This is a genomic window from Achromobacter kerstersii (genome assembly GCF_902859595.1).
GTDB classification, from domain to species: Bacteria; Pseudomonadota; Gammaproteobacteria; order Burkholderiales; family Burkholderiaceae_B; genus Achromobacter; species Achromobacter kerstersii.
This window is the reverse complement of record NZ_CADIJQ010000005.1, coordinates 377067-402357: the sequence shown is the minus strand read 5'-3', so window position 1 is coordinate 402357 and position 25291 is coordinate 377067. Positions and strand designations below refer to the sequence as shown.

At 64.5% G+C, this 25291-nt stretch carries 22 protein-coding genes and 1 riboswitch; of the genes, 13 read left to right on the top strand and 9 right to left on the bottom strand.

The genetic code is table 11. The features are described 5' to 3' along the window. Positions 1 to 70: 70 nt before the first annotated feature. The 4 genes from HV765_RS17655 (at position 71) to gluQRS (ending at position 4905) form a co-directional block, all read left to right on the top strand. Entirely contained in the window at positions 71 to 1030 is a 960-nt protein-coding gene (locus HV765_RS17655) for a TAXI family TRAP transporter solute-binding subunit (protein WP_175170477.1), read from the top strand. Between the two features lie 104 nt (positions 1031 to 1134). Beyond that, on the top strand, positions 1135 to 3168 hold the full coding sequence (locus HV765_RS17650; protein WP_054420954.1) for a TRAP transporter permease: 2034 nt from the start codon (positions 1135 to 1137) through the stop codon (positions 3166 to 3168). A 341-nt stretch (positions 3169 to 3509) separates the two neighbouring features. Beyond that, a complete protein-coding gene (locus HV765_RS17645; protein ID WP_050447430.1) occupies positions 3510 to 3968 on the top strand; it encodes a Smg family protein in 459 nt (152 codons plus the stop codon). Positions 3969 to 4017: 49 nt separating this feature from the next. Further along, complete coding sequence (gene gluQRS / locus HV765_RS17640; RefSeq protein ID WP_175170476.1) at positions 4018 to 4905, top strand: tRNA glutamyl-Q(34) synthetase GluQRS; 888 nt, start codon at positions 4018 to 4020, stop codon at positions 4903 to 4905. A 95-nt stretch (positions 4906 to 5000) separates the two neighbouring features. On the opposite strand, the gene HV765_RS17635 is transcribed toward gluQRS, so the two are convergent. Beyond that, on the bottom strand, positions 5001 to 7628 hold the full coding sequence (locus tag HV765_RS17635; protein ID WP_175170475.1) for a GDYXXLXY domain-containing protein: 2628 nt from the start codon (positions 7626 to 7628) through the stop codon (positions 5001 to 5003). 62 nt (positions 7629 to 7690) lie between these two features. Between HV765_RS17635 and HV765_RS17630 the strand changes: the two genes are divergently transcribed. From HV765_RS17630 to HV765_RS17610, 5 genes are all read left to right on the top strand, one after another. Further along, positions 7691 to 10339, top strand: coding sequence for a DNA topoisomerase III (locus tag HV765_RS17630; protein WP_175170474.1), 2649 nt, complete (start codon positions 7691 to 7693; stop codon positions 10337 to 10339). A gap of 172 nt (positions 10340 to 10511) precedes the next feature. Then, positions 10512 to 11570, top strand: coding sequence for an ABC transporter substrate-binding protein (locus HV765_RS17625; RefSeq protein ID WP_054420951.1), 1059 nt, complete (start codon positions 10512 to 10514; stop codon positions 11568 to 11570). Then, a complete protein-coding gene (locus tag HV765_RS17620) occupies positions 11570 to 12340 on the top strand; it encodes an ABC transporter ATP-binding protein (RefSeq protein WP_054420950.1) in 771 nt (256 codons plus the stop codon). The genes HV765_RS17625 and HV765_RS17620 overlap by 1 nt, the downstream gene beginning before the upstream one ends. Positions 12341 to 12353: 13 nt before the next feature. Beyond that, positions 12354 to 13208, top strand: a complete 855-nt coding sequence (locus HV765_RS17615; RefSeq protein ID WP_054420949.1) for an ABC transporter permease — start codon at positions 12354 to 12356, stop codon at positions 13206 to 13208. 70 nt (positions 13209 to 13278) lie between these two features. Beyond that, positions 13279 to 14058, top strand: a complete 780-nt coding sequence (locus HV765_RS17610) for an SDR family oxidoreductase (RefSeq protein WP_054420948.1) — start codon at positions 13279 to 13281, stop codon at positions 14056 to 14058. An 8-nt stretch (positions 14059 to 14066) separates the two neighbouring features. Here the strand turns inward: HV765_RS17610 and ilvB are convergent, their stop codons facing one another. Then, on the bottom strand, positions 14067 to 15893 hold the full coding sequence (ilvB, locus tag HV765_RS17605; protein WP_175170519.1) for a biosynthetic-type acetolactate synthase large subunit: 1827 nt from the start codon (positions 15891 to 15893) through the stop codon (positions 14067 to 14069). Between the two features lie 93 nt (positions 15894 to 15986). Between ilvB and HV765_RS17600 the strand changes: the two genes are divergently transcribed. Continuing rightward, positions 15987 to 16457, top strand: coding sequence for an Lrp/AsnC family transcriptional regulator (locus HV765_RS17600; protein WP_006227770.1), 471 nt, complete (start codon positions 15987 to 15989; stop codon positions 16455 to 16457). Positions 16458 to 16496: 39 nt separating this feature from the next. On the opposite strand, the gene HV765_RS17595 is transcribed toward HV765_RS17600, so the two are convergent. Beyond that, entirely contained in the window at positions 16497 to 17417 is a 921-nt protein-coding gene (locus HV765_RS17595) for a bestrophin family protein (RefSeq protein ID WP_054420946.1), read from the bottom strand. Between the two features lie 127 nt (positions 17418 to 17544). Between HV765_RS17595 and HV765_RS17590 the strand changes: the two genes are divergently transcribed. Together HV765_RS17590 and ribB are read left to right on the top strand one after the other, a co-directional pair. Continuing rightward, positions 17545 to 18198 (top strand): SET domain-containing protein, encoded by a 654-nt coding sequence (locus HV765_RS17590; protein WP_175170473.1) that lies wholly within the window; start codon positions 17545 to 17547, stop codon positions 18196 to 18198. Between the two features lie 486 nt (positions 18199 to 18684). Further along, positions 18685 to 18836, top strand: a riboswitch (FMN riboswitch). 116 nt (positions 18837 to 18952) lie between these two features. Next, positions 18953 to 19666, top strand: coding sequence for a 3,4-dihydroxy-2-butanone-4-phosphate synthase (gene ribB / locus HV765_RS17585; RefSeq protein WP_175170472.1), 714 nt, complete (start codon positions 18953 to 18955; stop codon positions 19664 to 19666). Positions 19667 to 19751: 85 nt separating this feature from the next. Here the strand turns inward: ribB and HV765_RS17580 are convergent, their stop codons facing one another. Next, positions 19752 to 20951: an MFS transporter gene (locus HV765_RS17580; protein WP_054420943.1), complete on the bottom strand. Its 1200-nt coding sequence runs from the start codon at positions 20949 to 20951 to the stop codon at positions 19752 to 19754. 150 nt (positions 20952 to 21101) lie between these two features. Between HV765_RS17580 and HV765_RS17575 the strand changes: the two genes are divergently transcribed. Continuing rightward, positions 21102 to 21839, top strand: coding sequence for a TetR/AcrR family transcriptional regulator (locus HV765_RS17575; RefSeq protein ID WP_254600618.1), 738 nt, complete (start codon positions 21102 to 21104; stop codon positions 21837 to 21839). 33 nt (positions 21840 to 21872) lie between these two features. Here HV765_RS17575 and HV765_RS17570 read toward each other — a convergent pair whose 3' ends face one another. From HV765_RS17570 to panE, 5 genes are all read right to left on the bottom strand, one after another. Beyond that, positions 21873 to 22382: a nucleoside 2-deoxyribosyltransferase gene (locus tag HV765_RS17570; RefSeq protein ID WP_175170471.1), complete on the bottom strand. Its 510-nt coding sequence runs from the start codon at positions 22380 to 22382 to the stop codon at positions 21873 to 21875. A gap of 5 nt (positions 22383 to 22387) precedes the next feature. Next, entirely contained in the window at positions 22388 to 22957 is a 570-nt protein-coding gene (locus HV765_RS17565) for a flavin reductase family protein (protein ID WP_054420940.1), read from the bottom strand. Between the two features lie 10 nt (positions 22958 to 22967). Next, positions 22968 to 23426, bottom strand: coding sequence for a nuclear transport factor 2 family protein (locus HV765_RS17560; RefSeq protein ID WP_054420939.1), 459 nt, complete (start codon positions 23424 to 23426; stop codon positions 22968 to 22970). A 137-nt stretch (positions 23427 to 23563) separates the two neighbouring features. Continuing rightward, positions 23564 to 24175: an NAD(P)-dependent oxidoreductase gene (locus tag HV765_RS17555; protein ID WP_054420938.1), complete on the bottom strand. Its 612-nt coding sequence runs from the start codon at positions 24173 to 24175 to the stop codon at positions 23564 to 23566. 156 nt (positions 24176 to 24331) lie between these two features. Beyond that, entirely contained in the window at positions 24332 to 25258 is a 927-nt protein-coding gene (gene panE, locus HV765_RS17550; RefSeq protein ID WP_175170470.1) for a 2-dehydropantoate 2-reductase, read from the bottom strand. Positions 25259 to 25291: the final 33 nt, after the last annotated feature.

The window sequence follows — 25291 nt, the reverse complement described above, 5'->3', positions numbered from 1 at the left end:
AGAACGATAACCGTCCGCACTGAACGTATCAACTCTAACAACACCAGCAACAAGACCCGGAGAAGCTCGCATGAAACTCAAGCACTGGATCACCGCCCTGACCGTCGCCGTTGCCGCAGTCGGCACCGCAGGTTCCGCGCAGGCTCAGCAGTTCTTCCGCATTGGCACGGGCGGCACGGCGGGCACGTACTACCCGATTGGCGGCATCATCGGCAACGCCGTGTCGCAACCCGGCAAGCTCATCGCCACGGCGGTGGCATCGAACGGGTCGGTCGCCAACATCAACGGCATTCTGGGCGGTTCGTTCGAAGCGGGCTTCACGCAATCCGACGTGGCGTACTGGGCTTATAGCGGCACCGGCACGTTCGAAGGCAAGCCCAAGGCGCAAGACCTACGCCTGATCGCAACGCTGTATCCGGAAAGCATCCACCTGGTGACGCGCAAGGGCGCGGGCATCAAGAGCGTGGCTGACCTGAAGGGCAAGCGCGTGTCCATGGACGAGCCGGGTTCCGGCACGCTGGTCGATGTGCGCCTGATCCTGGGCGCCTACGGCATGACCGACAAAGACATCAAGGCCGAATACCTGAAGCCGAACCAGGCGGGCGACAAGCTCAAGGACGGCGGGCTGGATGCGTTCTTCTTTGTGGGCGGCGCGCCGGCAGGCGCCATTGCCGAACTGGCCTCCACCGGCAACATCGAACTGGTGCCGCTGGTGGGCAAGGAAATCGACGAGCTGCGCGCCAAGCAGGAATTCTTCACGCCTGACGTCATCACCGCCAACACCTACCAGAACATGCCCGAAGTGAAGACCATCTCGGTCAACGCGCAGATGGTCACGTCGGCCAAGATTCCTGAGCAGACCGTCTACGACGTCACCAAGGCGCTGTACAGCGACGCCACGCGCAAGACGCTGGACGCCGGCCACGCCAAGGGCAAGCTCATCACCCGCGAAAACGCCATCAAGGGTGCGGGCATTCCGTTCCATCCGGGCGCCGAGAAGTTCTACAAGGAAATCGGACTGCTGAAGTAAGCCGTCCCGCTTTATACGGAACGACCACGGCGCGCGTTGCGCCGTGACAGGGCAGGGCCGCCGCGCGCGGCCCTGTTCGCGGCATCACCCTGAGAAATTCAGCGATGGAAATAGATCACGAAAAAACCCAGAAGCTGGCGGAAAAGTACGACTCCGAAATCCGCTTCCGGCCGCTGGACAAGACGGCTACCTGGATCGTGTCGGGCCTGCTCGTCACCTTGTCCCTGTTTCACTACTACACCGCCGGCTTCGGCCTGCTGCGCGAAGCCACGCACCGGGGCGTGCACCTGGCCTTTGTGCTGAGCCTGATCTTCCTGGTGTTCGGCTTTTCAAAGTCGCACTATCAGCGCGAGCCCAAATCCACGTGGTTCGCGCCCGGCGGCATCCCGCTGTATGACTGGATCATCGCCATCGCGCTGGCGTTGTCGGTGCTGTACATCCCCTACATTTTTGAAGACCTGGCGTTCCGCGTGGGCAACCCCATGCCGATGGACGTGTTCATGGGGTCCATCCTGCTGATCGGTTTGCTGGAAGCCACGCGCCGCGCCATGGGCTGGCCGCTGCCGATCATTGCGCTGGTCTTCATGGCTTATGCGATGTTCGGGCCATACTTTCCCGGCCTGCTCAAACACGCAGGCAACACGTGGCCGCAGATCGTCAACCACATGTACCTGACGAGTCAGGGCGTGTATGGCGTGGCGGTCGGTGTGGTGGCGACGTACGTCTTCCACTTCGTGCTGTTCGGCGTGCTGGCCACGCGCATCGGGCTGGGGCAGCTGTTCCTGGATGTGGCCTCCACCGTGGCCGGCCGCTACGCGGGCGGCCCCGCCAAGGTGTCGGTGTTTGGTTCGGCCATGTTCGGCATGCTGTCGGGCTCGTCGGTGGCCAACGCCGTGACCGTGGGCTCGCTGACCATTCCGGCGATGATCCGCGTGGGCTATCCCCGCCACTTCGCCGCGGGCGTGGAAGCGGCCAGCAGCACGGGCGGGCAGATCACGCCGCCCATCATGGGCGCGGCCGCGTTCCTGATGATCGAATTCCTGGGCATCCCGTATCAGCAGATTGCGATTGCCGGCATCTTCCCGGCGTTCCTGTATTTCTTCGGCATGTTCATGCAGGTGCACTTCGAAGCCAAGCGCGAAGGCCTGCGCGGGCTGACGCCGGAAGAAATGCCCAAGCTCAAGCAGTCGTTCAAGATGCGCTGGCCGACGCTGATTCCGCTGTTCCTGCTGGTCGGCGTGCTGGCCAGCGGCCGCACGCCTTACCTGGCGGCGTTCGCGGGCATCACGGGCTGCATCGTCGTGGGCCTGTTGAATCCGTATCAGCGTCTGCGCTGGCGCGATCTGTACGAAGCCTTTGAAACCGGCGCGAAGTACGCGCTGGCGGTGGGCGCGGCAGCCGGCGCAGTGGGCATCGTGATCGGCGTGGTGACGCTGACGGGCGTGGGGTTCAAGATCTCGTACATCGTGATCTCGGCCTCGCAAGTGATGGCTAGCGGCGTGGCCATGGTCCTGCCTGACGCCCTGGCCAACATGCAATCGCTGACGCTGATGGCTGCGCTGATCATGACCGGCATCGTCTGCATCCTGATGGGCTGCGGCGTGCCCACAACCGCCAACTACCTGATCATGGTGGCGGTGGCCGCCCCCACGCTGGTGCAGTTGGGCGTGCAACCGATTGCCGCGCACTTCTTCGTGTTCTATTTCGGCATCCTGGCCGACATCACGCCCCCCGTGGCGTTGGCGGCCTACGCGGCGGCGGGCATGGCGGGCAGTGATCCGTTCAAGACCGGCAATACGGCGTTCAGGCTGGGCATCACGAAGCTCATCGTGCCGTTCGTGTTTGTGTTTTCGCCGTCGCTGCTGATTTCCGTGCAGGGCTTCACCTGGTACGACTTCTTCGTGACGCTGTTTGGCTGCATGGTCGGGCTGGTGCTGCTGTCGGCGGCGTTCTCGCGCTACATGCTGGTAGGCATGAAGAGCTGGGAGCGCTGGCTGTGCACCGTCGGCGCCTTGCTGACGATCATCCCCGGGCTGGCGAGCGGCCTGGTCGGCCTGGTCATCTGCATCCCGGTATTCATCCGGCAGCTGGCGGAACTGAAACTGGAAAACACGGCGAAGGCGGCGAAAGCGGCTTAGGCGGCTTAGGCAGCGAAAGCGGCCGAGGCGGCTGAAGGCGCATTAAGGCGGGTTAGGGGGCTGAAGGAGGCTCGTGCGGCCGCGGGCGGCTGAAGGCCAATCCCGGCTCCCGATAAAAAAGGGGCGGACTGTTGTGTCCGCCCCTTTTTCTTTTAGGGGAATCACGCATTTTGTCAGCAAATACCGGCAGAATGGGGGCCTTCGAATACACGATGACGCCATACAACATTCCGCCTTTTCGCTGGTTGCCCGGCTAAATAAATCAGCGTAAAGTAAAATTCATGTTTGCTGGTCTGCCGATATGCGGGCCGACTGTGCAAACAGGCACAAAACTGCGCCATATGTTCGATATCCTGGTTTATCTGTTCGAGAATTACTACACGCCGCAAGCCTGTCCTGCGGCCGATGTGCTCGCAAAGCGGCTTGCCGCCGCCGGTTTCGAGCACGAAGACATCGACGACGCCCTCGGCTGGCTGTATGGCTTGGCCGAGACCACCGAACGATGTGTCGACCTCGCTCAGGCGCCCAACACCGGAACCCGGATCTACACCGACAACGAATACAGCCAACTCGGCACCGAATCCATCGGCTTCATCGCCTTCCTGGAATCGGCTGGTGTGTTGCCTGCGCCCTTGCGCGAAATCGTCATCGACCGGGGCCTGGCTTCGCCGGAAACGCCCGTGCCGCTGTCCAAGATCAAGATCATCGCCCTCATGGTTCTCTGGAGCCAGGAAGCCGAGATCGACAACCTGGTCCTGGAAGAGCTGCTGGACGAAGAGGGCGTGCGGCTGCTGCATTGACCCCGCTGACTCCCGCGTGGCGAACGCCGCGCGGGTTTTTCGTTTTGCCGTGACCTACGTAGGCCGATTCGCCCCCAGCCCCAGTGGCCCGCTGCACGCGGGTTCGCTCGTGGCCGCGCTGGCCAGTTGGCTGGATGCGCGCGCCCACGACGGGCGCTGGTTATTGCGCATGGAAGACGTCGACACCCCCCGCACCGTGGCGGGCGCGGCAGACGCCATCATGGCGCAGCTGGACGCGCTGGGATTGCACTGGGACGGCGACATCCTGTGGCAGTCGCAACGCAACGCCGCCTACCAATCCGCTTTTGACTCGCTGGCCGCACGCGGCCTGATCTATGGCTGCGGCTGCACACGCCGCGAAATTGCCGATTCCGCCTTGCGCGGGCAGACAGTGCCGGGCGCCGATGGCGAACGCCCCTATCCCGGCACCTGCCGCCACGGGTTGCCAGCAGGCCGCCAGGCCCGCGCGTGGCGGCTGCGCGTACCAGAAGGCATCGAACGGTTTGAAGACCGCTGGCTGGGTCCGCAGGAACAGGACGTGGCGCAAGCGGTGGGCGCCTTCGCCCTCCGGCGCGCGGATGGCTTGTGGGCGTATCAGCTCGCCGTAGTGGTGGATGATGCCGAACAAGGCGTGACGGATGTGGTGCGCGGCGCCGACCTGCTCAGTTCCACGGCGCGCCAGCGCGTGCTGGGCCGCATGCTGGGGCTGCCCCCGGTGCGCTACCTGCACGTGCCGCTGATTCTGGATGCCGCCAGCGGGCTGAAGCTGTCCAAGCAGAACGGCGCCCCCGCCATCGATACGGACGCGCCGCTACAGGCGCTTCAGGGCGCGTGGCGCGCATTGGGATTCGCGCCTATCGCCGCGCAAGATCGCGCTGCGTTTCTGCGGGAAGCCACTGCGCACTGGGCGCAGCGCTTTCCCCGCCTTCCGGCTTAACGCACCCGCATTCTCGCTTGACGCACCCGCCTTCCCGCTTAGCGCACCCGCCTTCCCGCTAAACGCGCCCGCCTTCTCGCTTCACGCACCCGCCGCTACAGCGGCTGCAAATCCGCGCCCAGCATCCGCACCAGCAAGGCCTCGCCGTTATCCCCCACGCGCAGCTCGCCATAGCGGGCCACCTCGTAACGCTTGGCTTCGCCTTCGGGGAAGAAAAATGCGTTGGTCACGATGCGCACGCCCCGATCGCGGACGCGATAACGCAGCGGCACCTCGCCATCGGTATGCGGATGCACGTCGGGCTGGATACGCAGCGGCGTGGCGACGCCACGCGCATCGGGTTGCAGCATCACATAGCCATCGGGCTCGAAACCCATGAGGGAATCGTCATCACTCGGGCGGTCGCCCCCCAGGCGCAGACGCGTGATGTCCCGGCTGGCGGCGAAGTTCAGCGCCATGTAGTCGCCTTGCATCAGCGAACGGGGATCGACAGGCGCCAATTCCAGAATGACGACGCGGCCCGTGGCCAGCAGCTTCTCGCGCTGCCAGATGCCGCCGTTGGCGACCACCAGCACCAGCGCCAGGCCGCCCAGGATGGCCAGCGTGCGCAGGCGCAGCGAGCCCGAGACGGGCGGCAACGGGGCGCGCCGGTCAGGCGTCTGCGTACGCATCAACCGGGGCACAAGCCAGACCAGGCCGCGCAACACGAACAGCAGCAACGCTGCGCCGCCCAGCCACAACGCCTTTTGCAGCAGCGACACATCCAGCTGGTAGTAATAGATGCCCAGATACGCCAGCAGGCTCAGCACCCCGAAAATCACCAGCCGCAGCTGGTTCAGCCCAAACCCCAGCAGCAGCCAGGCCAGCGCAAAACCCACGCCGGGGCTGGGCAGCCAGAACAGCGCCAGCACCAACAGGGCGATCGGCACGCCCCAGGTCACGCCTGACGTCAGCACGTGGCGACGCGGCCAAAGCACCGCCAGCGCCGCGGCAGCCGGCAGCAGCGCGCCGGCCACGGCAAGTACCGCCCCTTGGGGGTTGAGTTGCCACATGGCGGGCAGATGCAGGGCCGAAACCCCGCCCGCCAGCCACACCATTCCTTGCACAGACAGCAGGAAAGCCCAGGCCAGCGGCTCCAGCGTGTGGGCACGCTTGCCACCCTGTCGATGGCCCCAAGTCAGGATGACGGCCGTGGCCCACGCGCCGATCACGGCGATGGGCAGCCAGACAAACCCGACGCGGCCCGCGTCAAAGTAGAGCCAGGCGTCCAGCAGATCGTCGCTCATCAGTTCGGGGGCCAGCACGCGCCACATCAAGGCGGCGCCCGCCGCCGCGATCAGCAGGCCAGACAAAAAGCGCAAGATCACGTCGGGCCCCAGCGCATAGACCGCCGCGCCCAGCAGCAAGACAAAGAAGCAGGCGCTGGTGAAAGACGTGGAGCTGGACAGCCCGTAGATGATGAGGATCTGGCCGGTGAAGGCCATCGCGGTGCCGCATTGCCGCCAGAACGGCCCGGCGTCGCTGCGCAGCACCGCCACGCCCGCCCCGCACAGCACCAGCCCGGCCACCAGGGCGCCTTCTTCCGACGTGACGAAGCCCGAGAACGCAACGAACACCAGCAGCAGCAAGGTGGCCAGCCAGGCGCTCAGGCCCAGCAGGCATTGGACGTACCAGGGCGGTTCGGCATGCGGCTTGGCGGCCGGGGCCAATTGCACCACGGGCGTGCCCGCGTCGCCGGACTCGACCGCATTGCCCGCCGAGGCGGCGGCCGGTTCGGCGTCAGCAGGCGCCACGGCGGCGCCGGGTTCGGCCGCCAGCTTGCGCAGCCAGCGCGCAGCCAGCACGGCTTCGGCCATGAGCAGGGCGGCCAAGGGCAGCGCGGCCCAGACGCCGGGTTCCAGCCGCAGCAGCCATTCGCCCACCACACGCAGCGACACGCAGATGACGCCCGCCGCCAGCATGGCCAGAATGACCAGATCGCGCCGGCCGCGCTGATAGAAAAAGCCCAGTCCCAGCGTGACGGCAACCCACGCCACGGCGTTCAGCGAACCCGCCCCGCGCAGAATGAAGAAACCGAACATCAGGGACAGCACCAAAGCGCTGATGGCGATGGCCGCCAACACGCGGGGACCGATCAGCGTGCTGGCCTGCCAGCGGCGCGCGGCCAGCTCCCAGCCCAGCAACAAGGTCAGGTTAAGCGCCGCCATGATCAGGTTGGGCAGGCCGGTGCCGTCGTAGATGGCGTACCAGGTGAACACGCGTTCGCCCAGCCACAGGGCGGCCGCGACGTTGAGCACCAGCACCCACAATAACCACACGGCCTGGCTGGATGCAGCAAGCGCCCAGGGCAGCAGCAATAGCGCCCACCAGGCGAACAATTCCCAGGTATCGGCGCCAGTCTGGTAAGTTTGGCCTAATAACGCGAGCAAGGCGCCCAGCAACATGCCGGCCAAAGCCAGAAGCGCGCCAGGGATGCTGCGCCGCACGCCGGGCGTTCCCCGTAGGCGCAACCCGGTCCAGGCGGCAGCAAGCGCAGAAAACGCCAGCAGGCCTTGTGTGCCGGCAAAGCGTTGCACTTTTGTCATGTCCTGCCAGTTGGCGGCGACCCAGCAAACCGCAGCGCTGCCAAGCAGCAAAACGCCTAGCCACAAGGTGCTTCGCGCCAAGAATTGACGCCAAGCGTGCAGTTCGGATCCCGCTTGTCTTTCAGTGCCGACTTGCATCTGGCGAATCTCCGATCTTATTATCCGCGCTACTAAGGCGGGACTACCGCCACTGGATACACATGAATAAAACGCTGATTATTGCCGAGAAGCCCTCGGTGGCCCTTGATATATCACGCGCCTTGGGAGGCTTTGCGCGCGAGGGCGACTATTTTGAAAGCGAACGTTACGTACTCGCGTCCAGCATCGGCCACTTGCTGAGCTTGGTCGCGCCCAATGATCCGGTCAAGGGAAAGTGGAGCTTCACGCACCTGCCCGTGATTCCGCCGGAATTCGAACTGGGCCCCACCGACAAGAAATCCGCCGAGCGCCTGAAGCTGCTGGTCCGCCTGGCCAAGCGCAAGGATGTGGATTCGATCATCAACGCCTGTGACGCGGGACGCGAAGGCGAACTGATCTTCCGCTACATCATTCAGTACGCAGGGGTGAAGAAGCCCATCCAGCGCCTCTGGCTGCAATCGATGACGCAGGCCGCCATCCGCGACGCCTTCGCCAATCTGCGCGACGACGCCCAGTTAAAGCCGCTGGAAGCGGCCGCCCGCTCGCGCGCCGAAGCCGACTGGCTGGTCGGCATCAACGGCACCCGCGCCATGACCGCCTTCAACAGCAAGGACGGCGGCTTCTTCAAGACGCCGGTGGGCCGGGTGCAGACGCCCACGCTGGCAATTGTGGCCGAGCGCGAAGAGCGCATCCGCCGCTTCGTGCCGCGCGACTACTGGGAAGTGCGCGCGCAGTTCGTCGCTGCCGCCGGCCTGTACGAAGGCCGCTGGATCGACCCCCAATTCAAGAAAGACGACCGTGACCCGGAAAAGCGCGAATCGCGCCTGTGGTCGGCCGCTGCTGCGCAAAGCGTGGTTGCCGCCTGCCGCGACCAGCCGGGCAACGTCACCGAAGAATCCAAGCCGTCGACCCAGATGTCGCCGGCCCTGTACGACCTGACGTCGTTGCAGCGCGAAGCCAACGGCCGCTTCGGCTTTTCGGCCAAGACCACGCTGGCGCTCGCCCAGACCCTGTACGAACGCCACAAGGCGCTGACCTATCCGCGTACCGATTCGCGCTATCTGCCCGAGGACTACATCACCACGGTGCAGGAAACGATGCGCGCGCTGGCCAAGGGCGGCTCGAACGCCGTGGGCGGCCTGGCGCGCCACGCGGACACCGTCGTCAGCCAGCAATGGGTGAAGCCGAACCGCCGCATCTTCGATAACAAGAAGGTGTCGGATCACTTTGCCATCATCCCCACGCTGCAAATCCCGCACGACCTGAGCGAAGCCGAAGCCAAGTTGTATGACCTGGTGCTCAAGCGCTTCCTTGCCGTGTTCTTCCCGGCCGCCGAATACCGCGTCACCACCCGCCTGACCGAAGTGCAGGGGCACCGCTTCCGCACCGACGGCAAGGTGCTGGTCACCCCGGGCTGGCTCGCCGTCTACGGCAAGGAAGCCCAAGGCGAAGACGCCAACCTGGTGCCCGTGGCGGACGGCGAGACCGTGCGCACCGAGGAAGTGGAAGCCGTCGGCCTGTCGACCAAGCCGCCCGCCCGCTTCAACGAAGGCACCTTGCTGTCCGCCATGGAAGGCGCCGGCAAGCTGGTGGACGACGAAGAGCTGCGCGAAGCCATGTCCGAGCGCGGCCTGGGCACCCCGGCCACGCGCGCCGCCATCATCGAAGGCCTGCTCAACGAGGTGTACCTGCGCCGCGAAGGCCGCGACCTGGTGCCGACCGCCAAGGCGCGCCAGCTGATGACGCTGCTGTCGGGCCTGGACGTCACCGAACTGACCTCGCCTGAACTGACTGGCGAGTGGGAACACAAGCTCAAGCAGATCGAGCAGGGCGGCCTGGGCCGCGAGGCCTTCATGCGCGAAATCGCGCAGATGACGCAAGTCATCGTCAAGCGCGCCAAGGAATACGAGCGCGACACGGTGCCGGGCGACTACGCCACGCTGCAAACGCCGTGCCCCAAGTGCGGCGCGGTGGTGAAGGAAAACTATCGCCGTTTCGCCTGCACGGCATGCGACTTCTCGATCGGCAAGCACCCGGGCGGCCGCACGTTCGAACTGCCGGAAGTGGAAGAACTGCTGGCCAAGCGCGAGATCGGTCCGCTGCAAGGCTTCATCAGCAAGATGGGCCGGCCGTTTGCCGCCATCCTGCGCATCAGCGATGAGTACAAGCTGGAGTTCGACTTCGGCCAGAACGACGAAGACGACACCGAAGCCGTGGACTTCTCCGGCCACACGCCGGTGGGGCCATGCCCCAAGTGCCAGTCGCGCGTGTTCGAACACGGCATGAGCTACGTGTGCGAAAAGTCGGTCGGCCCCGAAAAGTCCTGCGACTTCCGCTCGGGCAAGGTCATCCTGCAACAGGAGATCTCGGCCGAACAGATGGGCAAGCTCTTGGGCAGCGGCCGCACCGACCTGCTTGAAGGCTTCGTGTCCAGCCGCACCAATCGCAAGTTCAAGGCGTTCCTGGTGCGCCAGCCCGACGGCAAGATCGGCTTCGAGTTCGAGCCGCGTCCTGAGAAGCCGGGCCGCGCCGGCGCGAAGACCGCGACCAAGACGGCAACTAAGACGGCAACGAAGACGGCGGCCAAGAAGGCGCCGGCAAAGAAGGCAGCGGTGAAAAAGACCGCTACCAAGACGGCCACTAAGACAGCAACTAAGACCGCTGCCAAAAAAGCCGTCAAGAAAGCCGCTCCCAAGAAAACCACCGCGTAGCAGGGGCGCAGCGCGATAAGCCCGGCACAAAAACCCCGACGCTGATCGCGCGAACCCATTGCTCGCAAACGCCCAACGCCCGGCACCGCCGGGCGTTTTCCATTGTTGGACGGCAATCGCTGGGGTATTGTTTACGCCAAACAGCTGCAACCAAACTCACTTCGAGGATGACATGAATCACCGCCCCGACTTCACTACCCGCCGCCGCGTGCTGGCGGCCGCTGGCGCATTGGCCGGCGTCACATTGCTGAACGGGCGCGTCGTGTTCGCCCAACCCAAGCTGGGCCGCGTGGTCTACGGGCAAGGCAGCATCGACCCATTTTTCGCAGCTGGCTATGTCGCGCTGAAGAAGGGTTATTTCGGTGAAGGCGGCCTGGACGTTGAATACCTGAACTCGCAAAGCGGCCCGCGCACCAACCAGTTGCTGGCGGCTGGCCAGATTGTGTTCGGCGCCACGGCGGCCACCGCCGCGCCTGCGCTGACCATTGCCGGCAAGCCCGCCGCACTGGTGTTCGGCTTTGACCGCAAGCTCACCTACGCCAACGTCATCGTGCGCCGCGAAGACTTCGACAGCGGCAAGATCAAGTCGCTGAAAGACCTGGCCGGCAAGCGCGTGGGCGCGACCCAGCCGCAGTCCAGCACCTGGCTGATGGCGGTGTACCTGATGCAGAAGGCGGGCGTGGCCGACAAGGTCGACATCCGTCCGCTGGGTGACCTGGCCACGATGCTGGGCGCGCTGAAGACGGGCTCGGTGTCGGCCAGCATGGCCACCATGTCCATGATGGAACAGGCCCGCCAAGAGGGCTGGGGCGTGCCGATTTTCGACGCCACCACCGAAGCCTCGTGGAATGAATTCATGGGTGGCGACGTACCCGGCATCGCGGCCCTGACCCTGGAAGACACCATCCAGAAGCGGCCCGAAGTGGTGCAGGCGTTTGTGACCGCGATGGTCAAGGCGCAGGACTTCATCACCGCCAACAGCGCGGCCGGCATCACGGATGTGATCTACGACGACTACCTGAGCGCGTTCCCGCGGGCCGCCATCGAGAAGACGTTGGGCGTCTACAAGGACACGGTGTTCCTCAAAGACAACCTGATCACCGAAGACGCCTACAACCGCATGACGGGCATCATGGGCGACGGCCGCCAGTTCTCGAACGACGAAATCAAGACCGTGCCTTACACCCGATGCGTGAACATGAGCTTCGTGCGTAAAGCCCGGGGCCTTTGATGATCACGCTGGACAAGGTCGGCAAGGCGTACCAGTCGCGCCAGGGCACGACGCATGCAGTGGGCGACGTCAGCCTGACGATCGAAGCCGGAGAATTCGTTTCCATCGTCGGCCCGTCGGGTTGCGGCAAGAGCACGCTCTTGAACATGATCGCGGGCTTTCTGCGGCCCACCACCGGCACGATCCGCGTCGATGGCAACGTGGTCGACGGGCAGGTGCCGCCTGCGCTGGGCTACATCTTTCAGAAAGACACGCTGCTGCCCTGGTTCAGCGTCAAGAAGAACGTGGCGCTGGGCCTGAAGTTTCAGGGCGTAGCCACCGACAAGATCGAACGCCGCGTGGCCGAACTGCTGGAGCTCGGCCATCTCAGCGCCTTTGCCGACGCCTATCCGCATCAATTGTCGGGTGGCATGCGGCGGCGCGTGGCGTTGCTGATGAGCCTTGCGGTTGAGCCCCGCATCCTGTTGCTGGACGAGCCTTTCGGCGCGCTGGACACGCATACCAAGACGCACCTGCACCGCGAGCTGATGGAGATCTGGCGCAAGCTGGGCCAGACCATCGTCATGGTCACGCATGACCTGGACGAAGCCATCCTGCTGTCGGACCGCGTGGTGGTGCTGTCCGGCCCGCCCAGCCGCGTGCTGCTGGATGAACGCATTCAGATTCCGCACCCGCGCGATGTCTTCACCCTGCGCGAAACGCCGCAATTCGTGGCGCACGTGCAAAGCTTGTGGAGCGTGCTGGGCCAGCAGTTCCGCGCCGCCGCCTGACCCTCTACGCACCATGATCCCGACCGAAACATCCGATTCCCTGCAGGACCAGCTGCGGCTGGACCGCCGCGCCAGCGTCGCCCGGCGCGTGCGCATCACGCTGTGGCAAGTGCTGATCCTTGCCATCATCCTGGGCTCCTGGGAGACGCTGACGCGCATCCCGTGGTTCACACAAAACACGCTGTTCGACCCCTTCTTCATCAGCCAGCCATCACGCGTGGCGGTGCGGCTGTGGGAATGGGTGCAACCTGGGCCGCGCTCGGTCTGGCCCCACTTGTGGCTGACCCTGCAAGCCACGCTGGTGGGGCTGGTCGTGGGTGTGGGCAGCGGCTTCATCGTTGGCATGACGCTAAGCCGCAGCCGCTTTCTGGCCGACGTTTTCAACCCCTTCATCGTGGCGTTCAACTCGATGCCGCGCATCGCGTTCGTGCCACTCATCACCATGTTCTTCGGCCTGGGGCTGGCGTCCAAGGTGGTGACTTCGTGGTTCGTCGTGTTCTTCCTGGTGTTCTTCAACACCTACAAGGGCGGGCGCAGCGTCGAACGCGAACTGGTCGACTTCTGCCGCACGCTGGGCGGTTCACCGCGCCAGATTCTGTGGCGGGTGCGCATCCCCACGGCCGCGGCATGGACGTTCGCCGCCTTGCCCAACGCCATCAGCTTTGCGCTGATCGGCGTGGTGCTGGCCGAATTTGTCGGGTCCACCACCGGCATGGGGTATCTGATGATCACCGCACTGGCCACGCTGAACGCCACCGACATGTTCGCCGCCGTGACATTGTTGTCCATCGTTGGCATCGCACTGGTTTATTGTGTGACCTGGCTGGAACGCCGGCTGCTGCATTGGGCGCCGGAGTTCCGCGAATAGGCGTTCAAGAAGTAAGCGCTCAGCAAATGAGCGCTCAGCAACTAAGACGGCAACAAGCGGGATAGCACTGATGACGACACTACCTTATCTGCGCAACTTCGATCTGACCGGCCAGGTCGCACTGGTGACCGGCTCCGCGCGCGGGCTGGGCTTTTGCATCGCGCGTGCGCTGGCGGGTTGCGGCGCGCGCGTGCTGATCAACGGCCGCAACGCCGCGGCGGTAGACGCCGCCGTGGCAGACCTGGCCAGCGCCGGCCTGGACGCGCACCCCTTGCCCTTCGACATCAGCGACGATGCCGACATGGAACGCGCCTTCCAGCGCATCGACGACGAACACGGCCGGCTGGACGTGCTGGTGAACAACGTGGGCGCGCGCAACCGCAAGACCTTGCGCGACACCAGCCCCGCTGAAATCCGCGACCTGATCGACACAGACCTGGTGGCCGGCATGCTGCTGGCGAAGTTTTCCGCCGAGCGCATGGTGCGCCAGGGCGGCGGCCGCCTGATCGCCATCACGTCGGTGGTGGGTGAGCTGGCCCGCGCGGGCGATGCCGTGTATCCCGCGGCCAAGCAGGGCCTGACCGGCATGGTGCGCGCGTTGGCCGCGGAATTCGGCGGCCACCACATCACCAGCAACGCCATCGCGCCGGGTACGTTCGCCACGGAAACCAACGCCGACATGGTGGCGGACCCGAAGGTCGGCCCGCGCATCGCGGCGCGTAACCCTACAGGGCGCTGGGGTGAGCCCGAAGAGATCGCGGGCGCCGCCGTGTTTTTGGCCTCACCGGCCGCGTCGTATGTGAACGGACACGTGTTGGTGGTGGACGGCGGCTTGTCGATTCAGTTTTAGAGGCCGAATCAGGTCGTCTCGTCCTGATACCAGACGCCTTCGGCCAGCATCATCTTCTGATGCCCGTGCCCGGCCGGCATCATCGGGAAGCAGTTTTCCTGCGCCGTCACCGCCACGTCCAGGAAATACGGCCCGTCATGCGCCAGGCATTCGGCCAAGGCGGCATCCAGCTTCGCCGGGTCATCCACCCGCGCCGCGCCCCAGCCGAACGCACGCGCCAGCGCCACGAAGTCGGGCAATGACGCGTTGTAGCTGTGGCTGTAGCGGCCGCCGTGGATCAGTTCCTGCCATTGGCGCACCATGCCCATGTAGCCGTTGTTGCACAACACGACCTTCACAGGCGTCTGGTGTTGCATGGCGGTGGACAATTCCTGGATGTTCATCAGCACCGACGCATCGCCGCTGACGCACACCACCGTCTTGTCCGGATGCGCCACCTGCGCGCCAATCGCGGCCGGCACGCCGTAACCCATCGTGCCCGCACCGCCCGACGTCAACCAGCGATGCGGCTTGTCGAAACGCAGATACTGCGCGGCCCACATCTGATGCTGGCCCACGTCGGTCGAGACGATGGCATCGCGATCAGTCAGCGCGGTGTTCAGGCTCGACATCAGGTGTTGCGGCAAGATCGCGTCGGCCGCGGGCGTGAAGCCCAGGCAGTCCTGACGGCGCCACGTGTCGATACGCTGGAACCACGGCGCCAGCCGCGCCGCGTCCATCGGCGCATCGCCAAGCTCGGCGCGCAGCGCGCGCACCAGCGGCAGGCAGTCGCCCACCAGCGCCACGTCCACGCGCACCACCTTGTTGATCGACGCCGGATCGATGTCGATATGGATCTTGCGCGCATGCGGGCAAAACTCCGACAGCTTGCCGGTGATGCGGTCGTCAAAGCGCGCGCCAATGCACACCACCAGGTCGGCGTTGTGCATGGCCAGATTGGCCTCGACCGTGCCGTGCATGCCCAGCATGCCGACGAATTGCGCATCAGACGCCGGGAACGCGCCCAGCCCCATCAGCGTCAACGTGCACGGCGCGCCGGTGTGGCGGACCAGGTCAGTGAAGGCCTCGCAGGCCTCGGGGCCGGCGTTCACCAGCCCGCCGCCGCCATAGAAAATAGGGCGCTTGGCCTGGGCGATCAACGCGGCAGCGCGGCGCACGGCCGACTGCGGCAACTTCGGCGCCAGCTTGCCTGCCTGACGGCGCGCACGCAGCGCGGCCAGCTTCTGCTGCGAAGGCAGGCCCATGCCATCATCATCCGCATCGCGCGGCACAGCCAACTGCACGTCTTTCGGGAAATCCACCAGCACGGGGCCGGGGCGGCCCTGGCGGGTCAGCTCGAACGCTCGCGACACCACGTTGCCCACATCATCCACGGCGCGGATCTGGGTATTCCACTTGGTCACGGAACGCGAGATGCCGATGGCGTCACATTCCTGGAAAGCGTCGGTGCCGATGGCGGCGGTGGCGACCTGGCCGCTGATGCACAGCACCGGAATCGAATCGCACATGGCGTCCAACAGACCCGACGTGGTGTTGGCCATGCCGGGGCCAGACGTCACAAACACCACACCCGTGCGGCCCGTGGTGCGGGCATAGCCTTCCGCGGCATGCACGGCGGCCTGCTCATGGCGCACCAGCACATGGCGCAAGCGCGGCTCGGCGTACAGCGCGTCGTAGAGCGGCAACACGGCGCCCCCGGGATACCCGAACACGGTGTCGACACCGTGCGCAATCAGCGTATCGAGCAGAATTTTCGCCCCGTTTTCAACGGGGCGATCAGTGGCGGCAAGCGCGGCGGCGGCGGTGGGGTGCAGGCGATCGTTCATGCTATCTATCTTATTCGTAGGCTCGGAGAATTTTTATCTTCTTTTCCACGAATACCGACGGATCGGAGTAAATTTATCTTCGATTTGGAGGAATCAAAGAAAATGAACCTGGACAAGTTTGATCTGGCCATTCTGAAGGTGCTGCAAGAGAACGCGCGCGCCAGCCTGAACGACATCGGCGCGGCCGTGGGATTGTCATCCACGCCCTGCTGGAACCGCATCAAACGAATGGAAAGCGCCGGGGTGATCCGCGGCTACACCGTGGACATCGACCCGGCCAGCCTCGGCTTCATGGACACGGTGATCGTGCACGTCACGCTCGAGAGCCACAGCGAAGAAACGCTCTATGAATTCGGCCGCGCGCTAGCGGCCATTCCTGAAGTGTTGGAAGCGTTCCTGGTGTCGGGCGACTACGACTATTACATCCGCATCGCCGTGCGCGACACCCGCGACTACGAACGCCTGCTGCGCGAACAGCTCTACCGCATTCCCGGCATCCGCCACAGCAAATCCTGCTTCGTGCTGCGCCGCCTGAAGGAAACCATGCTGCCGCTGACGGGTCCGGCAGGCTAAAGGGGAGGGGGAAGGTGAAGATGCCTGCGCTCCCCTCATTTAACGCAACACGTAATCCTCGGGCACCACCGCATCGGGCAACGGACGCACGCCCAGACCTTCCAGCAGATCAATCTCGATCACCCGCGCCAACGCCGACAACGGCAGGTCGTTCTCTTCCAGACCGAAGGGGTCTTCAAGCTCGTCGCCCAACGCGTCCAGCCCGAAGAACGTATACGCAATGATGATGACCGCCACCGGCGTCAAATACTCCAGCGTACCCACCAGCCCGAACGGCAGCAGCAGACAGAACAGCCATGCCGTGCGATGCAGCAGCAGCGAATACGCGAACGGACAAGGCGTGAACTTGATGCGTTCACAGGCCGCCTGAATCGCCGCGCACTGCGCCACGCGCTGGGTCAGCCCCTGATAAAGGATGTCGCTCAACTCACCGCGCCGCAAACACGCCGCCAGATCGCGGTTAATCGCCATCAGCAGGGCATCCGGCACATTGCGAACCCCGGCCAACGTATCCAGCTCATCCTGCTGCACCCACGGGCGCACGGCGTCCACCATATCCTGACCGCGCAAGCGCGCCGCCAATCCATATCCAAAACCGATACACCGCCGCACCAGCCGTTCCTGCACCGGATTCGCCGTGCTCGCCGCCAACAGCACCGCACTTTCACGCGCCAGACTGCGCGCCTGCACAATCAGATCGCCCCATTGCTTGCGAGCTTCCCACCAGCGGTCATAGCAGACGTTATTGCGAAAGCCCATGAAGACCGACAGCGCCAGCCCGAACAGCGAAAACGGCACCGCCGTCAGATGCGCGGGCGAAAACAGCTGGCGGTGATACATCCACACCACCACACAGGACAACAACGTAATGACGATGAGCCTGGCGAGAATGCGCGGGATGATGGAGCCCCGCAACACAAAGAACAAAGCCAGCGCAGAGGGACGCGGACGGACGATCATGATAAATATCAACGAGGAACAAGGCGGCGCTCACTATACGCCTGTCATCCTGTCAAAGACGCGTCGATATAATTCTGTTTCGTCTGTTCGCCTTCTTATCGACTAAACCCGCCTCCCACACGCCTCCATGACCACCGAAGCCACCCCGATCAAGCCCTGGCACGTCGTGCGCCGCTCCAAGCTTCACGGCACCGGCGTCTTCGCCGCCCGCAAGATCCCCGCCGGCACGCGCATCATCGAGTACGGCGGCGAACGCATCAGCGCCAAAGAAGCCGACCGCCGCCACCCCACCAACCCGGACGACCCCTTCCACACCTTCTTCTTCGCGCTCAGCTCCGGCCGCGTGATCGACGGCGGCGACAACGGCAATGACGCGCGCTGGATCAACCATTCCTGCGAACCCAACTGCGAGGCGCAGGAAGGCAAGCACGGCAAGCGCGTCTACATCGTCGCCCTGCAAGACATCCCGCGCGGCACTGAACTGTCGTACGACTACGGCCTGGTCCTGGACGGCCGCATCACGAAGGCGCTGAAGGAAGGCTACCGCTGCCTCTGCGGCACCCCGCCGTGCCGCGGCACGATGTTGGCCCTGCCCAAAAAGAAGACGAAAAAAGAAGCCCCGGCCGAAGCAGAAGCGAAGGCAACAGAAGCAGCAAAAGAAACAAAAACAGCAAAAGCAGATAAAGCGACAAAAGCGACAAAGGCAGCCGAAGTGAAAGCACCCGCGAAAACAAGCGCGAAAGCAGAAGCAGAAGCCAAAACGCCCCCCGCCAAAGCCTAAAAAGCCCGCGAGCGAAGCGACGCGCCGCCGCGCGCAGCGTCATCACAAACCGCAAGACACCCCAAAGCCAAAAAAGGTCGCCCGCGCGACCGGCTTTGGCGACCCCGCAAGATCTTCCCCCACCAAACCGCCTGGCAGCAAAAGGCCAAGCAAACCACCCGCCCCAGCACCCGTAATGTTCCCCGCAGCGCAGTCAGGCGTGTGGGCGGGCCGGGGTGCGCGGGGCGTCGATAAGCCCGAGGGAATCTGAAGGAACCCGCCAACGGCGGGTGACGAAGATGACAAGGGGGCAGTCCGGAGCGAAGGCTCCGGACCGCAATCGTTGCCCCGCGCACCCCGGCCCGCCCACACGCCTGACGTCAAAAGAACCCATAGCCCGTCCCCAAAACCAAGCCACCCAAAAACAAAACCCCACCCACATAACGCCCATTCCAACCACAACCCCAGACAGGCGTACAATCCGCAAAGTCGTTAACACGACATGCAGTACGTCTTCAGGGCGGGGTGCAATTCCCCACCGGCGGTATGCCATGCAATGTGGTGAGCCCGCGAGCGCCCGGCGTCTTCGGACATCGGGGTCAGCAGATCTGGTGAAATGCCAGAGCCGACGGTCATAGTCCGGATGAGAGAAGATGTGCCGACACAACGCCGGTCACCCGGGCGCCACACGCGCCTGGCAAGCCGTATTGCGTTCGGCTGTCGATTAGCCCTGAAACGTTTTTCGCCCCCTTAAATTTGCGAGAGCGTTTCAACAATGTCCAACCTCAATACCCCGCAGTCCCTTCCCAGCCTGGCTTCACAACCGTTCGCCGCTCGCCTGCAGCGCGCCTTGCATCACCTGCGCCTGGGCCGCCCCGTCATCCTCATGGATGATTTCGATCGCGAAAACGAAGCCGACCTTATCGTCGCCGCCGACAAGCTCACCGTGCCCGTCATGGCTCAGCTGATTCGTGACGGCAGCGGCATCGTCTGCCTGTGCCTGCCCGGCGAAACGCTTGACCGCCTGGAACTCCCCCCCATGGTCCAGCGCAACCAAAGCCGCTTCGCCACCGCCTTCACCGTCTCCATCGAAGCCCGCGAAGGCGTCAGCACCGGCGTATCCGCCGTTGACCGCGTCACCACCATCCGCGCCGCCATCTCGCCGTCGGCACAAAGCGAAGACATCGTCAGCCCCGGCCACGTATTCCCCTTGCGCGCCCAACCCGGCGGCGTGCTGACCCGCCGCGGCCACACCGAAGGCTCCGTTGACCTGGCCGTGCTGGCCGGCCTGCGTCCCGCCGGCGTCCTGTGCGAACTGATGAACGCCGACGGCACCATGATGCGCGGCGCATCTCTCGAACGTTACGCCGCCCAACACGGCCTGGTCGCCCTGACCATCGCCGAACTCGCCGACCACCTGCAAAAGCTGAAAGACGGAGAAGCCACCCCCGTCGACGACGAAGTCCTGGAAATGGCCGCCACGGTCTAAGCGAGACCTTCGCGCCAAAACGCAGCGGGGCGGCGATCGGGAAACCACCCCAACCGCCGCCCCGCTGCGTAGTGACTCAACGAGACTACGCTGAACGCTTAAGCACCCACGCCACCCCCACCGCGGCCAGCGCGCACGCGCCGCCCATCGCATACACCGCGCCATACCCCTGCAACGCGGCAAGCCAACCCGCCGCCGGGCCACTGATGCCCAAGGCCACATCCAGAAACGCCACATACGCTCCCATCGCCGCGCCACGGCTTGCCGCCGGCACGCGCCGCACGGCCTCTACGCCGAATGCCGGGAACGCCAGCGAATAGCCCGCACCCGTCAAGAACGCGCCCGCGTACGCCCACCACGGCGTTGCGCCTGACCAGATCAGCCACTGACCCACGGCCTCGATCACCACGCACACCAGCGCCACACGTGCGCCGCCCAGCTTGTCCGGCAGCCCCGCAAAAAACACGCGCGCAAGAATGAAGCCCACGCCAAACGCGCTGAACATCCACGCTGCCCCGTCCCAGCCGCGTTGCGCAAAGAACAGGCTGACAAACGCGGTAATCACGCCAAAGCCCACGCTCGTCAACGCCAGGCCCAAACCCGGCAACAGCACCATCCCCACCACGCGGTAAAACGGCGTGCGCACCCCGTTCAACGCAGGCGACCCGGTCTGCGGCAACACCAGCGCCAAAGCCGCCAGCGGAATCAACACCGTCGCCCACGCAATGCCCCCGAAACCGGCAGCGTCATACAGCCGCATGCCGGCGGGTGCGCCCAGCGCATACGCCGCATAGATCGCCACGCCCACCCACGCCATCACCCGGCCCGCATTCTGCGGCCCCACGCGGCCCACGCCCCAGCTCAGCGCGCCCGTGACGATCAGGCTTTCCGCGCAGCCCATCACCGCGCGGCCCGCCAGCAACACCGTCAGCGCCGCCTGCGGCTGGGCCGACAACATATTGGCCAACGCATACAGCAGCCCCGCCGCCGAACCCAGCAAGAAGCCGGCCACCACCGCGCGCTTGGCGCCGCGACGGTCGGCCAGCGCGCCGGCGTAGGCGCGCGACAACAAGGCGGCGGCGAACTGCAAGCCTGCCACCACCCCCACCACCACCGCCCCCATCGCCAGCGTGCCGTCCACATACAGAGGCAGCACCGGCATCGGCAGCCCAACCATGAAAAATCCGATGAACACTGCCAGGACCAATGGCAGCAATTGCGCAAAAACAGAGCGCACGGGTCCACGGGCCGTGGGCATAGCCCCGGCCGTCGAAACGTTCGACATGAAAAATCCTTGAAAGGGTCATGACAATCCGAAACCATCGCGGAGAATTCGTCGATGGCATAATCCGCGCTTGCGGGTGACAACTCGGGTTGCCTGCTGCAAATTTTATGAGCCATTGCTCAGGTTTGATACTCGCCTTTCATCGCATCCATGACCGCCATCCCCCAGCCCCGGAAATCACCGCGCCAACTCCGGTCCCAGCACACCGTCGACACGATTCTGCAAGCCACGGCTCGCGTTTTGGCCACGCACGGCTATGCGGGCACCAACACCAACCTGATCGCTGAAACCGCGGGGGTGAGCGTCGGCTCCCTGTATCAGTACTTTCCGAACAAGAACGCACTGATCGCCGCGCTGCATCAGCGCCACGACAACCAGATGCTGGATGTCATTGACGACGTCCTGAACAGCAACCCCGCCGCCACGCTGAAAGAGCGCGTGGGCGCCATCGTTCAGGCCATGCTGCACGCGCACCTGCTGGAACCCGCGCTGCACCGCGTGCTGGAGCGTGAATTCCCGTTATTCGATACGCCGCGCGAACACAGCCTGGCGGATCAGGACATCCACCGCCGCATGCGGCACCTGCTGGAATTACACCGCGCCGAAATCGCGCAACAAGACCGGGACTTGGCGACCTACGTCGTGCTGCGCATCATGGAATCCCTGGTGCACGCGATGGCGCTGGAACCGCCCGCGGGTTTCGACGCCAAGCAGCTTGAACAAGCCGTGGTCGATGCGGTGATGGGGTATCTGGCGACGCCGGGCGGCGCCGCGCCGCAGAAAGCGGTGAAGGCGGTCAGGGCCGTGAAAGCCGTGAAGTCCGCCGCCAAAACCGGCGGCGCCACGGCAGCGGTGAAGAAAGCACCGCGCCGCAAAACTGCCGCCTGATCAGATTGACGCCTGATAAAACGCGCGCCTGATCTATCGCGCGGCGTCTTGCGCCATGCGGGCCAGGCAATCGGATGCCTTGCCCACCACGATGCGGGCGCTGCACGCCAGCATCAGATTCAGGTTCAGGCCGAAGTCTTCCACCGTGTAGCCTTCGGCATCCACCATGCGCGACGCGCCATCGTCCGCCGCCGCGCCCACGGCCACCTGGTCGATCAGCGATCCGGCGTGGCTCGTGTAGCCCCACACCGGTTTGCCGCAGGCAATGGCGTAACCCACTTCAAAGGCCGTGCCCGAATCGGGCTCGGCGCCGCGAAACGGATTCAGGTTGGCCATCACCATGTCGGCGCGGCGAATCAACGCCACGTTTTCACGATAGATCCATTGCGCCAGCGCCTGACCCGACAAGTCCTTGGGCGCCAGGTTGTCCAACGGGAACAAGCCGTCAAACCCGTACGTGGCGCACAGCGCCTTGAGCCGCTGGCCATGCGCCACGGCATCGGGCAGGAATACATCGAAACCCGCGAGATACACGCTGCGCATAAGGGCTACTCCGGTTCTGAAACGTTGAAGGCCTCGCCGGTGGCGAAGAACGAGCCGCCGGCCAGATAGTGGACCGAACGCCGGTCGTCTTGCGGGAAGTGCCAGCGGTTCTGCGAGAACACATCCGGCGCCGCCCAGGCGGCCACGACTTCGCCGATGAACAGATCATAAGCCTGCTGGTTGTGCGGCTCGGGCACGACCTTGCATTCCAGCCAGCCCAGGCAGTCAGCCACCAACGGTGCGCCGATCTTGCTGGCCGGAAACGTGGCCAGGCCGCTGGCCTGAAACTTGTCTTCATCGCGGCCGGATTCCGAGCCCACCTTCAACGTAGCAGCGGCCTGCGCGCGCGACGGAATGCACAACGCAAATTCGCCCGACGCTTCGATGAGCTCGCGCGTGTAGGTGTTCTTGTCCACCACCACCAGCATCTTGGGCGGGCTGAAATCCAACGGCATCGCCCACGCCGCCGCCATGACGTTTTGCGCATCGCCATGGGCGCTGGTGACCAGCACCGTCGGCCCGTGGTTCAACAGCAGATACGCGCGGGCCAGTTCGACCGGTTCAATGTGGGACATGGTTCGCTCTTTAGAACATGCCGTTCTGGTTGGCGGGGTTCTCGGGAATTTCCTGGCTGACGTCCCAGTGCTCGACGATCTTGCCTTTTTCAACGCGGAAGATATCCACCACCGCCTGGCCACGGTCTTCCGGCGAATCGCGCCATTGGTTGTGAATCACCACCAGATCGCCCTCGGCGATCACGCGCTTGATGTCGACGATGGCTTGCGGATGCTGATCGAAATAGGGCGGAAAGAAATCCACCATCGGGCCGACGCCATCGCGCATGTACGGGTTGTGCTGCACGTAGTTGGGGCTGACGTACAGGCGCACCGCTTCGTCGACCTCGCGGTCTTGGAACATCATGCGAAAGAACGCGACAACGATCTCCTTGTTCGACTGGGGCGCAGCCGCAAGCGCCGGCGCAACCGCCAGGCAGTGGGACGCGGCCAGTACACAGGCGGCCAAGGATTTCCACTTCATACGCATACAGAACAACTCAGGGTGACGCCGGTTGGCGGTCTGCCAGTTTACAAACAAAAGCGCGGGATTCGGCCCCGGCGCACAATGAAAAAAGGAGCCCTTTGCAGACTCCTGGGCTCCTTTTTCCTTGCACAGCCTGCTGCTTAGTACCCGACGGTAAAGCGGCGGCGCGAATGCTTCGGCGTTTCCAATTCATCGGCCAGGGCGATGGCGTAGTCTTCCATCGAGATCCAGCTCTTGCCTTCGTCGTCGGCCAGCAGATAGTCATCGCCCACGCGGAACGTACCCGTGCGCTCACCCGGTTCGAACAATGCCGACGGCGAGATGAACGTCCAGTTCAGCACTTTTTCCTGACGCAACGTGTCCAGGAACACAACGCCCCCGCGGGCTTCGGGCTTGTAGGCGTCGGGGAATTCGGGCGTGTCGATCAGCAGCTTGCCGGGCGCCACCAAGAGGCTGCCCGCGCCGCCCACCACCAGCAGACGCGGCACGCCCGCGTTCTTCACGGCGGCCAACAGCGGCTTGGCGTCGGTTGACACAAAACGCGTAGCGCTGATGACGGCGTCGTGGCCGGTCAAGAGCGGGGTCAGGGCTTCGGGGTCGGTGGCGTCGCCTTGCTGGACGGTCAGGCCGGGCTGGACGTTGACGTCGGCCGGATTGCGGGCGATGCCCGTCACTTGATGGCCGCGCTTGAGCAGTTCGTCTGCAACGCGGGAACCGACGCGGCCGGTAATGCCGATCAATGCAATTTTCATGGTCTTGCTCCTAGGGAGGAAGAACCGGGGCGGGCGGCGCAACATGCGCCACAACACGCCCCGGTTCAGGCAAATCCATACTATTCGGTCAAATCCGAACAAAAAACCCAGAAAATCGGAAGAGTTTTTTGCAAGTTATGCACCAATCGACCGAACTCAAGCCGCTGCGCGCTGCGCTTGATAGACCTGCAAGTGCGCATACGCCACGCGCAGATACGTCGCGTCCACGCCCAGCGCGCGGGCGCGGTGAATCATGTCGCCCACGATGTGGTCGGCCTCGACCGGCAGCCCTTGGCGCAGGTCGCGGAACATGGACGCCGTCATCGGTTGCGTGCGGTCGGTCATCAGCTTTTGTGCGGCGGCATCCGCTTCCGGACGCACCGCATAGCCGGACGCGGCGGCCACGGCTTGCGTTTCTTTCAGCAGGCTGAGCAGGATGCCGATGCCATCATCGGTGGACGCAATCTGCCCGACCGAGCCACGCATCATGCAGGTGGCGGCGGCCAGCGTCGTCAGCATGACGTACTTTTCCCAGATGTCCTGGTAGATGTCTTCGCTAAGACGGCTGGCGTATTCGCCGCCCGCCAAGGCCTGCTCCAGCGCCACGCAGCGCTCGCTGCGCGGCGCGCCGGCGCGTTCGCCAAAGACGATGTTGGCGTGCTTGCCCAGATGCACCACTTCGCCTTCAGGGCCGAGCGTGGCGTTGATCTGGCACAGCCCGCCCAGCACGCGCTGCGGTCCAAACTCGCGGTCCAGCACGTCGTACTGCAACACACCATTCATGATGGGCAGCACGGCCGTGTCGGGGCCAACGGCCGGACGGATGGCGTCAATGGCGCTGGCCAGGTCATACGCCTTACAGCTGAGCACGACGACGTCGTAGTGGCCTTGCAAGGTCTGCTGCGTGACCACCTTCGGGTGCAGCGTCACGTCGCCCAGCGGGCTTTGAATACGCAAGCCTTGCTCGCTGATGCGCGCCGCGCGCGGCTCACGCACCAGAAACGTCACGTCCGCGCCCGCCTGGGTGGCGCGTCCGCCGAAATAACCACCCGTGCCGCCGGCACCCAAAAACAACAACCGCATTCGTATCTCCTGTTGCCGCCCGCCTGTCTTGCG

What these genes read in the sequence shown, in the direction of transcription:
- HV765_RS17655 (WP_175170477.1), top strand. Translation starts at nt 71, where the DNA reads ATGAAACTCAAGCACTGGATCACCGCCCTGACCGTCGCCGTTGCCGCA.
- HV765_RS17650 (WP_054420954.1), top strand. Translation starts at nt 1,135, where the DNA reads ATGGAAATAGATCACGAAAAAACCCAGAAGCTGGCGGAAAAGTACGAC.
- HV765_RS17645 (WP_050447430.1), top strand. Translation starts at nt 3,510, where the DNA reads ATGTTCGATATCCTGGTTTATCTGTTCGAGAATTACTACACGCCGCAA.
- HV765_RS17635 (WP_175170475.1), bottom strand. Translation starts at nt 7,628, where the DNA reads ATGCAAGTCGGCACTGAAAGACAAGCGGGATCCGAACTGCACGCTTGG.
- HV765_RS17630 (WP_175170474.1), top strand. Translation starts at nt 7,691, where the DNA reads ATGAATAAAACGCTGATTATTGCCGAGAAGCCCTCGGTGGCCCTTGAT.
- HV765_RS17625 (WP_054420951.1), top strand. Translation starts at nt 10,512, where the DNA reads ATGAATCACCGCCCCGACTTCACTACCCGCCGCCGCGTGCTGGCGGCC.
- HV765_RS17620 (WP_054420950.1), top strand. Translation starts at nt 11,570, where the DNA reads ATGATCACGCTGGACAAGGTCGGCAAGGCGTACCAGTCGCGCCAGGGC.
- HV765_RS17615 (WP_054420949.1), top strand. Translation starts at nt 12,354, where the DNA reads ATGATCCCGACCGAAACATCCGATTCCCTGCAGGACCAGCTGCGGCTG.
- HV765_RS17610 (WP_054420948.1), top strand. Translation starts at nt 13,279, where the DNA reads ATGACGACACTACCTTATCTGCGCAACTTCGATCTGACCGGCCAGGTC.
- HV765_RS17600 (WP_006227770.1), top strand. Translation starts at nt 15,987, where the DNA reads ATGAACCTGGACAAGTTTGATCTGGCCATTCTGAAGGTGCTGCAAGAG.
- HV765_RS17595 (WP_054420946.1), bottom strand. Translation starts at nt 17,417, where the DNA reads ATGATCGTCCGTCCGCGTCCCTCTGCGCTGGCTTTGTTCTTTGTGTTG.
- HV765_RS17590 (WP_175170473.1), top strand. Translation starts at nt 17,545, where the DNA reads ATGACCACCGAAGCCACCCCGATCAAGCCCTGGCACGTCGTGCGCCGC.
- ribB (WP_175170472.1), top strand. Translation starts at nt 18,953, where the DNA reads ATGTCCAACCTCAATACCCCGCAGTCCCTTCCCAGCCTGGCTTCACAA.
- HV765_RS17580 (WP_054420943.1), bottom strand. Translation starts at nt 20,951, where the DNA reads ATGTCGAACGTTTCGACGGCCGGGGCTATGCCCACGGCCCGTGGACCC.
- HV765_RS17575 (WP_254600618.1), top strand. Translation starts at nt 21,102, where the DNA reads ATGACCGCCATCCCCCAGCCCCGGAAATCACCGCGCCAACTCCGGTCC.
- HV765_RS17570 (WP_175170471.1), bottom strand. Translation starts at nt 22,382, where the DNA reads ATGCGCAGCGTGTATCTCGCGGGTTTCGATGTATTCCTGCCCGATGCC.
- HV765_RS17565 (WP_054420940.1), bottom strand. Translation starts at nt 22,957, where the DNA reads ATGTCCCACATTGAACCGGTCGAACTGGCCCGCGCGTATCTGCTGTTG.
- HV765_RS17560 (WP_054420939.1), bottom strand. Translation starts at nt 23,426, where the DNA reads ATGCGTATGAAGTGGAAATCCTTGGCCGCCTGTGTACTGGCCGCGTCC.
- HV765_RS17555 (WP_054420938.1), bottom strand. Translation starts at nt 24,175, where the DNA reads ATGAAAATTGCATTGATCGGCATTACCGGCCGCGTCGGTTCCCGCGTT.
- panE (WP_175170470.1), bottom strand. Translation starts at nt 25,258, where the DNA reads ATGCGGTTGTTGTTTTTGGGTGCCGGCGGCACGGGTGGTTATTTCGGC.